Annotated in this window: 10 protein-coding genes; 5 read left to right on the top strand and 5 right to left on the bottom strand. The window is 54.4% G+C overall.

Features of this window, described 5'->3' with window-relative positions; translation table 11 throughout:
• Positions 1 to 24: 24 nt before the first annotated feature.
• On the top strand, positions 25 to 648 hold the full coding sequence (locus Q0802_RS16120) for a 3-oxoacid CoA-transferase subunit B (protein ID WP_298920158.1): 624 nt from the start codon (positions 25 to 27) through the stop codon (positions 646 to 648).
• Between the two features lie 171 nt (positions 649 to 819).
• On the opposite strand, the gene Q0802_RS16115 is transcribed toward Q0802_RS16120, so the two are convergent.
• Positions 820 to 1,200: a carboxymuconolactone decarboxylase family protein gene (locus Q0802_RS16115; protein WP_298920143.1), complete on the bottom strand. Its 381-nt coding sequence runs from the start codon at positions 1,198 to 1,200 to the stop codon at positions 820 to 822.
• Positions 1,201 to 1,490: 290 nt separating this feature from the next.
• On the opposite strand from Q0802_RS16115, the gene Q0802_RS16110 reads away from it, so the two are divergent.
• Entirely contained in the window at positions 1,491 to 2,585 is a 1,095-nt protein-coding gene (locus Q0802_RS16110) for an alcohol dehydrogenase family protein (RefSeq protein WP_298920141.1), read from the top strand.
• Positions 2,586 to 2,675: 90 nt separating this feature from the next.
• On the opposite strand, the gene Q0802_RS16105 is transcribed toward Q0802_RS16110, so the two are convergent.
• The 3 genes from Q0802_RS16105 to doeA are packed head-to-tail and all read right to left on the bottom strand — an operon-like array spanning position 2,676 to position 6,250.
• Positions 2,676 to 4,046, bottom strand: coding sequence for an aspartate aminotransferase family protein (locus tag Q0802_RS16105; protein ID WP_298920140.1), 1,371 nt, complete (start codon positions 4,044 to 4,046; stop codon positions 2,676 to 2,678).
• A gap of 30 nt (positions 4,047 to 4,076) precedes the next feature.
• Positions 4,077 to 5,072, bottom strand: coding sequence for a N(2)-acetyl-L-2,4-diaminobutanoate deacetylase DoeB (gene doeB, locus Q0802_RS16100; protein WP_298920138.1), 996 nt, complete (start codon positions 5,070 to 5,072; stop codon positions 4,077 to 4,079).
• 2 nt (positions 5,073 to 5,074) lie between these two features.
• The gene (doeA, locus tag Q0802_RS16095; RefSeq protein ID WP_298920137.1) at positions 5,075 to 6,250 is read right to left on the bottom strand and encodes an ectoine hydrolase DoeA; all 1,176 of its coding nucleotides are present in this window, start codon (positions 6,248 to 6,250) and stop codon (positions 5,075 to 5,077) included.
• A 117-nt stretch (positions 6,251 to 6,367) separates the two neighbouring features.
• Between doeA and Q0802_RS16090 the strand changes: the two genes are divergently transcribed.
• Entirely contained in the window at positions 6,368 to 6,820 is a 453-nt protein-coding gene (locus Q0802_RS16090) for an Lrp/AsnC family transcriptional regulator (RefSeq protein WP_298920134.1), read from the top strand.
• A gap of 33 nt (positions 6,821 to 6,853) precedes the next feature.
• Here the strand turns inward: Q0802_RS16090 and Q0802_RS16085 are convergent, their stop codons facing one another.
• On the bottom strand, positions 6,854 to 9,727 hold the full coding sequence (locus Q0802_RS16085; RefSeq protein ID WP_298920132.1) for a PA14 domain-containing protein: 2,874 nt from the start codon (positions 9,725 to 9,727) through the stop codon (positions 6,854 to 6,856).
• A 181-nt stretch (positions 9,728 to 9,908) separates the two neighbouring features.
• Between Q0802_RS16085 and Q0802_RS16080 the strand changes: the two genes are divergently transcribed.
• Together Q0802_RS16080 and Q0802_RS16075 are read left to right on the top strand one after the other, a co-directional pair.
• Positions 9,909 to 11,621, top strand: a complete 1,713-nt coding sequence (locus Q0802_RS16080; protein WP_298920129.1) for an ABC transporter transmembrane domain-containing protein — start codon at positions 9,909 to 9,911, stop codon at positions 11,619 to 11,621.
• Positions 11,618 to 13,714 (top strand): ABC transporter transmembrane domain-containing protein, encoded by a 2,097-nt coding sequence (locus Q0802_RS16075; protein ID WP_298920126.1) that lies wholly within the window; start codon positions 11,618 to 11,620, stop codon positions 13,712 to 13,714. Before Q0802_RS16080 ends, Q0802_RS16075 begins: the two co-directional genes overlap by 4 nt.
• Position 13,715: the final 1 nt, after the last annotated feature.

Genomic DNA, 13,715 nt, shown 5'->3' with positions numbered 1-13,715 from the left:
CGTTCGCCAGAAGGAGGATGCATAATGTCCTGGGATCGCAATCAGATGGCTGCGCGGGCGGCCGAAGAACTCGAAGACGGCATGTATGTCAATCTTGGCATTGGTATTCCCACGCTGGTGGCGAATTACGTCGGCGAGAAGGATATTACCCTGCAGTCTGAAAACGGCATGCTGGGCATGGGGCCGTTCCCTTTTGAAGGCGAAGAAGACCCGGATTTGATCAACGCGGGCAAGCAGACAATTACTGAACTGCGCCGCACGTCCTACTTTGACTCTGCCCAAAGCTTTGGCATGATCCGCGGCGGTAAGATCGCCGCGGCTATTCTTGGCGCCATGGAAGTGGCCGAAAATGGCGATCTGGCGAATTGGATGATTCCCGGTAAACTGGTCAAGGGCATGGGCGGCGCCATGGATCTGGTCGCAGGTGTGGGGCGTGTTATTGTTGTCATGGACCACACTAACAAACATGGCGAAAGCAAATTGCTGCGCGAATGCACCCTGCCTTTGACAGGCAAGGGCGTGGTTGACCGGATCATCACCAACCTTGGGGTTCTGGACGTTGTCGATGACGGGCTGCGGATTGTTGAATGCGCAGACGGCGTCAGCGAGCAAGCGCTTCGCGACGCCACCGAAGCAACGATTGTATAGGATCATTTGAACCCGCCAGCTTTTGCCGGTAGAGCCGAACCCCGACAACCCGCTGTTCAGGCGGGTTGTTTTAGGGCCTCAGGCATGACGAACGGATGTTCCTTTGCATCGCGTATGGGTCAAGTAGTGACCACATTTACGATTGAAGAGCGAAAGTGATGCTCGGTTATGTCAGTCATTTTCAAACACGCGGCGGGCCACGCGGAAGCATTCAAGGGCCTGCGGCACACCGCAGTAAATCGCGACAACGTGTATGATCGCCCGAACCTCCTCTTTGCTGACACCATTGGTGATGGCGCCCCGGCAGTGAATTTCCCACTCTGACATCTTGCCCAATGCGCCGATCATCGCCAGATTCATCATTGATCTGGTTTTGGCGTCAATCACGTCATCCCCCCAGCCAAATCCCCAGCACCAGGCGGTCATCGCCTCCTGAAATGGTCGGGTGAAATCATCTGCTGCCGCCAAATTCCTTTCCACATATTCAGCACCAAGCGTCGCCTTGCGCTGCTCCAACCCCTTCAAAAACAAATCTTCGTCGAATGTACTCATGTTCTTGCCTTTCATTTTTGCGACCCGATCTGTTGGATGCTCGGTTTGGGGATCATTCGTCAACCATTTGTCGGGGTCCCCGTGAAAGAAAGACCAGATGATTGGGAATTGGGTATTGCGTGGAATTTGCAGCACTCCCGCAAACCGCTGGGCAAGCTCGTAAGAGAATGGGCTATCGGTACGGACACGACAACGCTGATGCTTGAAGCTAAGCCTTGTGTTGATAGACTGCCGAATTCTGAGACACGCAATACTGGCACCCCAGGGAATTCCCGGAAAGACCTAACACCATGACAGTCCCCAGAACGATGAAGGCCTTTGTACTGACCGGGCACGGCGGCCCCGAAGTCCTACAGTATCATGCTGATTGGCCGACGCCGGAGCCTTTACCGGACCAGATACTGGTCAAAGTTGGCGCTTGCGGACTTAACAATACAGACATCAATACGCGTTCAGGCTGGTACTCAAAATCAGTGACCGATGCGACAACTGGCGATGCCTACGGTGAAGTCGGTCAGGAAGACCCTTCGTGGGGTGGCGCAGCGATTGCGTTTCCGCGCATTCAGGGAGCGGATGCCGTGGGCCGTGTTGTGGCCTTGGGCGAAAATGCTGATCCCGCTCTGATGGGCAAACGGGTCATGATCGATTGTTGGTTGCGGGACTGGGATGACCCGTTCAACAAGGACAAGACCGGTTATTTTGGATCGGAATGTGATGGGGGATTTGCCGAATTTTCGGTTGCCGATTACCGAAATGTGCATCCGGTGGAAAGCGCCATGAGTGATGCGGAGCTTGCGACGTTCTCCTGCTCTTATTCCACCGCGGAGGGGACGTTGTCCCGGGCACAGGTCGGTGATGGCGACACCGTGCTGGTCACAGGCGCCTCTGGGGGGGTCGGTTCGGCGTTGATCCAGTTGGCCAAGCGGCGCGGGGCACGCGTGGTCTGCCTGGCCAGCGAAAATAAACACGAAGAGATTGCGCGTCTCAACCCAGAAGCTATCCTGCCGCGCGCGCCAACTGATCTGCCGTCCGCGCTCAATGATGCGATTGGTCGAGACACGGTCAGCGTTGTCGCGGATGTTGTCGGTGGCGATTATTTCGCCTCAGTCATTGATGTGTTGGAACGGGGTGGGCGGTATACCTGCTCAGGGGCCATTGCGGGCCCTATGGTGTCCCTTGATTTGCGGACATTATATCTCCGAGATCTGACCTTTGCCGGCTCAACCGTACTACCACCCCACATCTTTGCAGATTTGGTGAGCTACATTGAACAAGGTGAGGTGCAGCCGATGCTGGCCGCGACCTATCCGCTTGAGCAATTGCATCAAGCTCAGGCCAGCTTCGTCGAAAAGAAGCACACGGGAAATATTGTTGTGTTGCCATAGCAGGGTCTGCATTCCACGGTCTCTTCAAAGAGCGCAAATAACGTTGATTGCAGCCTTATGACCGCATCTCAGACCATGCGGGTAAGAGATTCAGTCAAAGATATCGCAAATTGCGACCCGGGTGGTGTCCACGACCTGATCCACCTCACGCTCGGTAATGCAAAGCGGCGGGGCAAAACCCAAGATATCGCCTTGCGGCATTGCACGGGCAATCACCCCTTTGGAGAGCATTGCGGCAGCGACCTGCGGCCCTATCTTGAGCGCGGGGTCAAAAGGTGTGCGCTGCGCAACATCGTTGACCAGTTCAACTGCGCAAAGCAGCCCTTCGCCTCGGATGTCGCCGACATGGCGGTGATTGCCAAGGGCGTCTTTCATCGCAGCGTTAAAGTAGGCACCGACAGTTTTTGCATTGTCCACCAGCCCGAGCTGGTCGATCAGTTTGAGGTTCGCTACCCCTGCGGCTGCGCAAATCGGATGGGCTGAGTAGGTCCAGCCATGTCCGATGGGACCGTTCTCGTCCGTGCCCTGCTCCAACACCTGCCACATGCGTTCTGATACGATGGACCCCGATAACGGCGCATATGCCGATGTCAGACCTTTTGCGATGGTGATGAGGTCGGGTTCCAACCCGTAGTGCAGCGATCCGAACATCGAACCGAGCCGGCCGAAACCGGTGACAACCTCATCTGCGATCAGCAGGATATCGTGTCTGCGAAGAACATCCTGAATAGCCGCCCAATAACCTTCCGGGGGTGGGACAATGCCCCCGGTGCCCAGAACAGGCTCAGCAATAAACGCCGCAATTGTATCTGCGCCTTCGTGGGCAATCAGCGCCTCGAGTTCCTGCGCGCAGTGAGCCGAAAATGCCTCTTCGCTCAGGTCTGGGTTTTCGCGTCGGTAATAATAGGGGGCGGTGGTGTGCAAAACCGAATTCAGGGGCAGGTCGAACTTGTTGTGAAAAAGGGCCAAACCGGTCATAGACCCAGTCATCAGGCCGGACCCGTGGTAGCCGCGCCAGCGCGAGATGATTTTCTTCTTTTCCGGGCGACCGAGGATGTTGTTGTAGTACCAGATCAGCTTGACATTGGTTTCGTTTGCATCTGAGCCTGATTGCCCAAAATAGACCTTCGACATGTTGGGCGGCGCACGGTCGAGGATCATTTTGGCCAATGTGACTGAAGCTTCCGTGCCATGCCCGACGTATGAATGGTAATAAGCCAATTCGCGCGCCTGATCTGCAATCGCGTCAGCGATTTCCCGGCGACCGTACCCGACATTGACACAATAGAGGCCTGCAAAAGCATCCAGAAGTCGCGTGCCGTCCCGATCTTCGATAAAGACACCGTCGCCGCCCGAAATGATGCGCGTTGGGGTCTCCCCCCGAGCGTGCTGGGCCAGATGGGTTGAGGCATGAAAAAAATTGTCGCGGTCCCATGCCGCCAGTTGGTCGTTCCTAAGCATATCGTTCCTTTGGCGTTTGAATGAGTTTGGTCAGGCGGTCGTTTCGACAGCCAGTACCGCGAGGCAATCGCCGGGCTGGATCAGGCCGGGGTGATGGCGTGCAATCAGAAGGCCGTCGCGTTGGGCATGGATTTTTTGTGGGGGTCTGCCCAGATGATCCGTGTTCCAGATATGTGCCAGCAGTTGACCAGCCTCTACGGTATCTCCAAGAGCCAGTTTGAAGTCTACGAGCCCGGAGTCTTCGGCAAAATGAAAACAAGCATCGTCCGGTTGCGTGAGCGATCTTGTTGGTGCCAGGTCGATCTGGCCTTCCAGAATGCCAGCGTGTTTCAGGAAATTTCGCGCGCCTTTGCGGGCAATGGAAATGGTGCGGGGCGTGGCGGTGCCGCCGCCGCCCAACTCCGTGGTGACAAAGGTCTTTCCCTGCATCTCGGCTGCCGCGTCATACATGCCTAAAGGGTCGATTTCGCGCATATCGATGCTGAAGGGTGCGTTGAAAGCGTCCCGCGCCGCGCGGCAACGCCTCTCTTGTGATTTGTCGTCCAGGATATGCGATGCAGCGAAGGGCACAAAATCAAGTGTTCTGCCGCCTGAGTGAAAATCGAGGACAACATCAGCCATCGGCAGCAGGCTGCGCTGGAAAAAGTCAGCAATTTTCTGCGTTGGCGTGCCGTCCGGCAGACCGGGAAAAGCACGGTTCATATTGCCTTGATCTATCGGAGAGGTTCTTGTGCCCGCGGCGAAGGCGGGCTGATTCATGAAGGGAACCAACAAGATGGTTCCACAAACCTGTTCCGCTTTAAGCTCCTGTGCAAGCGCTGTAAGTGCCAAGGGGCCTTCGTACTCGTCCCCGTGGTTTCCGCCGGTCAATAGCGCGCAGGGACTTTCCCCGTTTTTGACCATGGTGATGGGGATCATTATCGACCCCCAAGCGCTGTCATCCCGGCTGTAAGGCAGACGCAAATGACCATGCTGGACGCCCTGGCGGTCAAAATCAATTGTTGGGGTGATTGGATTGTCGCGCATGCTCAGGCCTTGATGAATAATTCGCGCGGTGTCGTGCAGATGCATTCAACGCCGGTTTCGGTGATGACGATAGGTTCGGTGATTTCAAGCCCGCCATCGTCCAGCCATAACGCTGGCATGAAGTGAAAAGTCATGCCCGGCTTCAGCACGGATTTATCACCGGAACGAAAAGACATTGTCCGCTCGCCCCAATCGGGTGGGTATGACAGACCAATGGCGTAGCCACAGCGGCTGTCCTTCTCAAAACCCAGCTTGTTAAGGGTTTTATTGAAGGCCAGAGCAATGTCTTCGCATCGGTTGCCCGGGCGCGCCATCTCCAACCCGGCTTCAATCGCCTCCAGCACGGCCTTCTCTGCATCAAGGTATTTTTGGGGTGGCTGACCAAGGAACAACGTCCGCGACTGTGGACATTGATAACGGCGGTGAGCCCCTGCGATCTCAAAGAATGTACTCTCTCCTGAGCGCAGGGGTTGATCGTCCCACGTCAGATGGGGGGCGGTCGCATCCATGCCTGACGGCGCCATGGGGACAATGGCAGGGTAGTCACCCCAGTGACCCTCGGCACCCAGGATCGATGTATGATAAATTTCCGCGATCAGTTCGTTTTTCGGCATGCCAGGCTCGGCCTTTTCGCGAATGACGCTGTGCATTTTTTCCACGATACGGCCCGCGCGGTGCATATACGCCAGTTCGGTCGCCGATTTGATCGCGCGATGCCAGTTCACCAATCCTGTCGTGTCCTCGAAGTGGGCTTCCGGCAGGCAGGCTTGCAGCGAATGATGCGCAGCCGCCGTATAGTAGTAGTTGTCCAGCTCGCAGCCAATTGTCGCCCTTGCCAGGCCGCGCGCTTTGATCAACGCTGATAGGTTCTCCATCGGGTGTTTGTCGGGATTTTGAACGTAGGTGTCTTCATATCCGACGATGTTGTCATGGTGCAGGTAGGTGGTACGCTGCGCACCAACGGAATCCATAGCGCGGCCCCACCAAATGGGTTCGCCTTGCTTGGTCAATAGCACGCCTTGGTGCACATAGAACGACCAGCCATCATATCCGGTCAGCCAGGCCATGTTCGATGGGTCGGTCACAAACAAGGCGTCTATCCCTCGCGCCTCCATGGTCTCTCTGACGGCGGACAGGCGTGCGGCATATTCTGCGGGTTCAAAACTTAATTCAGGCATCTGGTCATCCCGTGTTGATGCCCAATCCTACCGATGCTTCCTGCATTTTTTCTGCGAAATTTGTATACAGCCGCAGAAAAAATGTGAAATTGGCAGCAGATGCGGGGTAAATCTTTAGTGGACAATATTGACCGGAAACTTCTGAACGAAATCCAACGCAACAATCAGCTTACCAGTGGCGAATTGTCAGAGCGTGTCGGGCTGTCGGCCACCTCCGTGCAAAGGCGCTTGCATCGGTTGCGCGCTGACGGTGTTATCGAAGCTGATATCGCTGTGGTTTCACCCGCCGCAGTTGGGCGGCCATTAACGATGCTGGTGGCAGTCGAACTCGCACGAGAGCGGTCCGACATTATTGACAGGTTCAAGCGCGCCGTTCGAAATTGCGCTGAAGTCATGAGCGCCTATTACGTCACGGGGGAGACGGATTTTGTGCTGATCGTCACGGCTCAGGATATGCAAGACTACGAAGCGTTCACTCGAGATTTCTTGTATAACAATCCTGACATCAAAGGCTTCAAGACGACGGTCGTCATGGACCGAATAAAGGCCAGCTTGAATGTTCCGGTTTAGAACCTGACTATCCAGAGCGGGCCTCGACCTCTCTTACCAGTCTTGCCGCTCGTAGGTCTCGGTCGTGTCATAACCCTGTTCGTCGGCACCCTGCTGTTCAACATCCTCATTCAGTACTTCATCATTGCCGTCGTCTGAAGAGGCGTCATTGTCAGAGGCCGCCACCCAGTTTTCGGAATTCGAATTGTCTTCTTCGGAACTCAAGAACTCCGCCTCGGCATCATTTTCCTGCTGAGCATCTGCAGTTGGCGCGTCGCCCACTTTGATGGAAAAACTGTCGGAACCCGTAACTTCTTGCCCGTTAAACGCGCGATCCGTTGTGGTCACCTCACCCGAAATGGTGCCTTCAAATCCTGGCGGTGGCGCGATTTCAAGCAAGGACATGTCCCACCCTGTCAAATCGACCTCACCGCCATCCGAGACCAAAACGTTGTCATCGCTCATCAATATCGTATCTGCCGGTAGCCCGGATATTTGAACGCTGGCCTGATCTGACAGATCTCCGCCCCCGATGTTCACCGGAATCACGCCATTTTCGGCGACGCTGAGATCATCATCGGCGACCACCAACTCGCGCCCGTCGGTTCCAGGGCCGTCCCATTCCAGCTTCAACCCCGCATGGCCGTAGTTTTCAAAATACCGCACTTCGATTGAGTGCGTCCCCGGCTCCAGTTCGATTTCGCCGCTGCGAGTCCGGAACCCATGCAGGCCATCGTTTTCAATAACCTCGACACCATTTACAAACAGGATCGCCCCATCATCTCCGCCAAGGTAAAAGTCGAAGCTGCCACCTTCCTCGACGTTGATCTCGCCGGTGATTTTCGCGCCAAATGTGTCGGTTGATCCGCCCTCCCAGAAAGAGTCGCGACCATTCTTGTAGTTGATCTCCCCAACGATCTCTTCGTGCGTGGGCTCATCTGTCCAATCGATTTGATCAAGACGGCGCAGGGAATGATCCACGTCAAAGTAGCTGGCGTGAAAGCCCGTTTGTATTTGCGAGGAGATGGGTGGCAATTCGGCCTGACTGACTGAAAAGTCCAGATCGCTGGTCGTCGTGACGTCGCCGCCCGTTTCGAATGATGTCGTGGTGGTAATTTGTGCAGATACATCACCGATGAAATCAATTGGCGTTTGTATCGACAACAAGGAAGTATCCCAATTGGAGATGTCCACAACGCCACTTTCACCGACCTCTGCGGTAAACGTCCCGGCACTTACGACCGTGCCTTCGGGAAGCCCTTCGATCGCCTGTGTCACACTTTGCAGGGCTTCGGTTTCGGGTGCGCTCACGTCCAATTCAATTGTCAATGGAACCCCATTCACCGTTTGCAGATCATCCACATCAGGAGCAACAACCAACTCACGCCCGTCGGTGCCGGGGCCGTCCCATTCCAGCTTCAACCCCGCATGGCCGTAGTTTTCGAAATACCGCACTTCGATTGTATGTGTGCCGGGTTCCAACTCAATATCCGCAGTTCGGGTGTGGTATGAATGGAGCCCATCGTTCTCAATGACCTCGACACCGTCTATGTACAAAACGGCACCGTCATCACCGCCAAGGAAGAACTCAAAACTGCCACCTTCTTCGACATCGATGTTACCGGTGATCCTTGCGCCAAATGTGTCTTTCGAACCTCCCTCCCAGAACGAAGATCGACCATTTTGATAGTTGATTTCACTTACAACGTCTTCGTGGGTGGGCGTGCTGGACCAATCAATCTCGTCCAACTGGCGAAGCGAGTGGTTGACATCAAAATAGCTGGCGCGAAAACCTGACGATACCGACACATCGGCTGCGTCCACGGCTTGGAAGGCGAAGCTCTCGGTGATCTCGGCCCCTCCTGAATCCACCGCAGTCACCTGCACATCAATTGCCCCAAGCTCCGCGTCAGAGAGCGTCACATCGTCACGCAGTTTCAAAAACCCATCCGCGACTTCAAACCTTTCGTCGGAGACGGCAAACTGATGAACCTCTCCTTGATCTGGGTCTGTGACAGTCACCTGGCCAACAATCGCGCCGGCCTGGTTGCTTGCGACTAATCCGCCTTCGAGCGATAGTTCCGTAGGGACCTCATTGAGGTCATTGACGGTGATATCAAAGCTCTGGGTAAAGCTGGCGCCATCGCTGTCTATCGCCGTGATCTCCAGGGAGATTGAACCCTCTGCCTCGTGATCCAATGCGATCCCCGGCTTCAACCGAACTTCACCGTCCACAACCTCAAAGCGTTCATCGGATAGGGTGATCTCATGGTTATCACTTGCATTCGGATCGACCACGCTGAGTTTTCCAACAACGGCGCCGCCTTCATTCTCATCTAAGCTGGTCTGATCCAACTGGATCTCAGTTGGGGCTTCATTTGGCGCAACCGTGGGCTCCTGCTGAGGCGTTGTATCATTGTCGGACTGAGGTGCGGACAAAGGCGCATTCTGATCTCGGGCCTCGGCGCTGTCATTGGTTGTGGCAGTGATAGTCTGAGGGTTGTCAGAAGAACCCAGAGGTTCATTGCCTTCATCATCTGAAACACGCGATGTTCTGAGACGAGACGCCGGATCACCTGTTGCGCCGTTCGGAGTCTGCGTCTGAGCGCGCGCGTCAAATGACGGAGCAGCGCCACTGTCATCGGGTGATCCTTCGTCCGATGCGCGCGGCTCCCTTTGGCCATTCTCCGACATGCTGTCGCCGGTGAATACGCCCGATGGCTCGTCGGACCCGGCGCCATCAATGATCTGGCGCTCGGGTTCAGCTTCCTGTTCCTCGCCATAGTGCAGTGCGCTTCGAGAGGTATCTTCCTGTGCCACCTCCCCGCCTTTGGCGCTTTGGTTCGCGACCTTCTCCTTTAAGGAAGCTTCATTTTCCTCTTCGAGATAGACGGGATTATCAAGCTCTTGATTGTCTTCATCTGACATGGGCGCGCTCCTGAATAATCCGACTTTATTTGCGGTGCGAGTTTAACGTCGGATTAAGGAATCACAGATTAACCCGATGATTTTATTGAAATTGTCTGTAGGTATTTCAATGCCTTAACGAATTAATAGTGGCCGACCCTGCAAGTGGGACTTGGAGGAATCTATGGGAGATCAGTCCAGAATGTCGGACCAGACGACACCAGCAAACGGGTTGATTGCCCCGCCGGGAATCGGATTCCCCGTTATCGTATCGTCTTTGGCCATCAATCTGTTGGGGCTCGCGTTGCCGCTGGTTATCCTGCAGGTTTTTGACCGGGTCATTCCATTCGAATCTTATTCGACATTGACGATTTTGTTCATCGGTCTTTGTGGGACGACCATCCTGGATTTCTGCCTGAAATGGGCGCGTATTACCTACCTTGGCTATCAGGGACAAAAATTTGAGCTTGAACTGGGATCGCGGTTTCTGGATCGGACGCTCGATGCAGAGCCCGAAGACTACAACCGCAGCACAACAGGCGCACATTTTGAACGGTTGAGCGCGGTCGCACAATTGCGCGACTACTACGCAGGTCAAAGCCGTCTGTTGGCGATCGATTTGCCTTTCACAACGATATTCATTCTGATGATTGGTCTGATCGGCGGCTGGCTCGTTGCCATTCCGCTGATTAGTCTTTGTTTGCTTCTGGGTTTCAAATCAATCCTGCAACGCGCTCAGGGCCCAATATTCGAGAACCGAAAGACACTTGATGGTCGTCGCTATTCATTTCTGATCGAATGCCTTTCGCAGATCGTGACTGTGAAGGCTCAAACCATGGAGCCGCAGCTGCTCAGGCGCTATGAACTGCTGCAAGAACAATCGGTTGACATCAGCCACAAACTCATCCGGTTCTCCGGATTTTCGCAGTCCTTTGGCGCGCTTTTTTCTCAAGCGTCAGTTGCAGCGATGGGTCTTTTCGGTGGTTATCTGATCATCATCGGCCAGATTGGGATGGCTGAGCTGGCTGCGTGCATGTTGCTGAACGGTCGCACTGTCCAGCCTTTACTCAAGATGCTCAGCCATTGGGCACAAGCAGAAAACGTTCAAGCTGCCAGTCGCAAGATTGATGAGGTCGCTTCCTTGCAACAACGCAAGGTAGACCAAGAGCAAGATTTTGAAATTGAGGGAAATCTCAATTTTGAGGGCGTCACGGTCAGCAAGGATGACGGGAGTGATAATCTCTTTTCTAACGTTTCGATTTCGGTGGACGCGGGGACCGTTTTATCGGTGGTCGGAGAAGAGGATTTGGGTAAACAGTCGTTTCTTCGGCTGATCCTGGCGGAGCTACGGCCCTCATCGGGACAAGTGGAGCTCGATGGGCAACCGATTACTGCCTTTGCATCTGCTCGGGGTCATCAGGGCATTGTCTATGTCGATCAGTCTCCCGCGATTTTCACGGGTACACTACTGGAAAACATCTCCTGCTTTGGGGATGCGGCCTCCGTAGAGCGAGCGCTTGATTTCTCGAAAAAGATCGGGCTGGAAAAAATTGTCCATCGCCTGCCGCTGGGCTATGGAACTCCGCTTGGGCAAGGGAATCATCTGCACACAAGCTTTGCCATGTGCCAGACCATATGTCTCGTTCGCGCGCTCGCTTTGCAACCAAAGCTTCTTCTCATTAGCAATGCGACCTCTGCTCTGGATGAACGTTCTGTGAGCCGTTTCGCGGCATGTCTGGCCGAGTTAAAAGGACAGACAACCATCGTGATGTCATCGCAAAGAGAACAGCTTCTGGAGCTTGCCGACCAATCTGTCTTGCTGGTGAGTGATCTGGCGGGACGAGCCCAGATTTGGGATGATGATGCCGAAGAAGATGCGGCTGAGGCTGCTTTACTCTGGGGTGAAACAGCATGATGATGCAATCGTCAATAAACCCCGGCCTCGCATTGCTGGAGAAACTCATGCTGGCTGCCGGATGGCACAGCAATCAACGGACGTTGTTCGAAGCCGCCCCACACCTTGTCCAAGACCTGAGTTCCGAAGATCTGATCACAACGCTACAGAATCTTGGCGTTCCCTTGTCTTCGGCCAACGCCCGTCAGACTGAGGTTGCAAAGTCCGATTGCCCATCGATGTTCATCGGATCGTCCGGTCGCCTCCAGGCAATTCTGGATCAGAAAGATGACCTGATCCTCGTATGCGACCTAAATGATCAAGAACCGGAGTGGGTCAAGCCGAGCAGCGAGTCTGGAAAACTGGTCAAGCTCGACCGGTTTGGGCAAACGGATGAACACGCTAGTTATGAAAGCTTCCGTAGTATCACGCGTGGCTTTCGCGGATTGCTGCCGTGGTTGCTCATTGCCTCGCTGATGACGAATCTCATGGGATTGGCGACACCGCTTCTGGTCATGGTCATTTATGACCGGGTTATTCCGACAGGTTCAGTTAGTCTCGTGGTGTCGCTTTCTTTGGCTGCTTTGTTGGTGCTCGTGGCTGATGCAGGTTTCCGTTTTGCACGCTCAAAATCAGTCGCCTATGTCGGGCGCGTGGTGGAACATCGACTGGGTCTGTCTCTATTCAAGAAACTGATGTCCCTTCCGCTTGAACAGGTTCAAAAGTCGGAAGTTGAACAACAGATTTCTCGTTTCAAGCAATTCGAAGGTTTGCGGGATATTTTTTCGGGCCAGGTTCTGACGACTATTCTGGATTTGCCTTTTGTCTTGATTTTCCTGGCGTTGTTGTTTGCACTTGCGCCGCAAGTGGGATTCCTGATCGTCGGATTGGGTGCAATTTTTATCGTTGCGATCTGGGTTACTTTGCCCGTGCAGCAATCGTTGAACATGTCGGCATCGCAGGTAAAGGCCCGCCAACAAAGCTACATGTTCGAAACAGTTGGCCAGCAGCGAAACATCTACCGGTTGGGACTAGGGAACATTTGGCGTGAACGCTATGCACCACTGGCTCTGGAGGCGGCAGAAGCGTCGCGCAAGGCGCGCAAATTCCAGTTGATTTGCCAGGCCTTTGCTCAAAGCCTGATGGCCATCGCGGGCGTCGGCGCAATCGTTCTGAGCACGTTGTCAGCTATGAGTGGCAGCATGACTTTCGGTGCGCTGATTGCCGTGATGTCGCTGGTTTGGAAGGTTCTGACGCCGCTGCAGTCACTATACGCGAATGCGCCTCAGGTTGTTGGCTTCCTAAAAAGCAAACAACAGGTGGACAGGGTCCTTGCGTTGCCGCAGGAAACTGTCAGGGGCGCGGCTTCCACACATCAGAAATCTTTTGACGGGCAGATTTCCTTTTCAGGTGTGAGCCATCGCTTTCCAGGGGCAACTGATCCTGTTCTGTCGCAAATCTCGTTGGAGATCCCGGCGCGCGAATTCGTGGTTATCGCCGGCAACAACGGCAGTGGCAAGACGACACTGTTGGGGCTGATTATCGGGCTTTACAAGCCGACAATCGGGTCTGTCCAACTGGACGGAATCGATTTACGTCAAATCCCGACAGATGATCTCAGGCAATCATTCAGCTACGCTCAGAAAAATCCTGAAATCTTCTACGGGACATTATTGCAGAACTTCAGGCTTGCGTCGCCAACGGCTCGTGTCGAAGACATTGAGAATGCGATCGCGGCTGTCGGATTGACCAGTGAAGTGGCAAAGTTTCCGGATGGGTTGGACACACGGTTGTCAGAGGCATATCGAGAAACCCTTCCGCGGGCTACCTCCAGTGCTCTGGCGCTCGCTCGTTGTTTCACCCGCCCAGCCTCGATTTATCTGTTGAATGAACCTTACACTGGTCTTGATTACATGAGAAAAGCTGCGGTTACAGCGCATTTGGAGCGGCTCAAGGGTGAGCACACGATCATCTTGATCTCTGATGATCCTGACCATGTGAGATTGGCAGATCGATGCATTTTCATGGCGAACGGTCGCATCGTGTCCAATGACACTGGCAGGAATGGGCGGAAGAAAATGGAAGCGCTCATCGCTGCCGGGAAGGAGAACTAAA

It is taken from the genome of uncultured Roseobacter sp. (assembly GCF_947495275.1).
Classification (GTDB): domain Bacteria; phylum Pseudomonadota; class Alphaproteobacteria; order Rhodobacterales; family Rhodobacteraceae; genus Roseobacter.
The sequence above is the reverse complement of the archived record's forward strand: the minus strand, read 5'-3'. Positions and strand labels throughout refer to the sequence as shown.

Coding starts and splice junctions, on each gene's coding strand:
- Q0802_RS16080 (WP_298920129.1), top strand. CDS start 9,909: ATGTCGGACCAGACGACACCAGCAAACGGGTTGATTGCCCCGCCGGGA.
- Q0802_RS16075 (WP_298920126.1), top strand. CDS start 11,618: ATGATGATGCAATCGTCAATAAACCCCGGCCTCGCATTGCTGGAGAAA.
- doeB (WP_298920138.1), bottom strand. CDS start 5,072: ATGCGCGACAATCCAATCACCCCAACAATTGATTTTGACCGCCAGGGC.
- Q0802_RS16120 (WP_298920158.1), top strand. CDS start 25: ATGTCCTGGGATCGCAATCAGATGGCTGCGCGGGCGGCCGAAGAACTC.
- doeA (WP_298920137.1), bottom strand. CDS start 6,250: ATGCCTGAATTAAGTTTTGAACCCGCAGAATATGCCGCACGCCTGTCC.
- Q0802_RS16105 (WP_298920140.1), bottom strand. CDS start 4,046: ATGCTTAGGAACGACCAACTGGCGGCATGGGACCGCGACAATTTTTTT.
- Q0802_RS16115 (WP_298920143.1), bottom strand. CDS start 1,200: ATGAGTACATTCGACGAAGATTTGTTTTTGAAGGGGTTGGAGCAGCGC.
- Q0802_RS16110 (WP_298920141.1), top strand. CDS start 1,491: ATGACAGTCCCCAGAACGATGAAGGCCTTTGTACTGACCGGGCACGGC.
- Q0802_RS16085 (WP_298920132.1), bottom strand. CDS start 9,727: ATGTCAGATGAAGACAATCAAGAGCTTGATAATCCCGTCTATCTCGAA.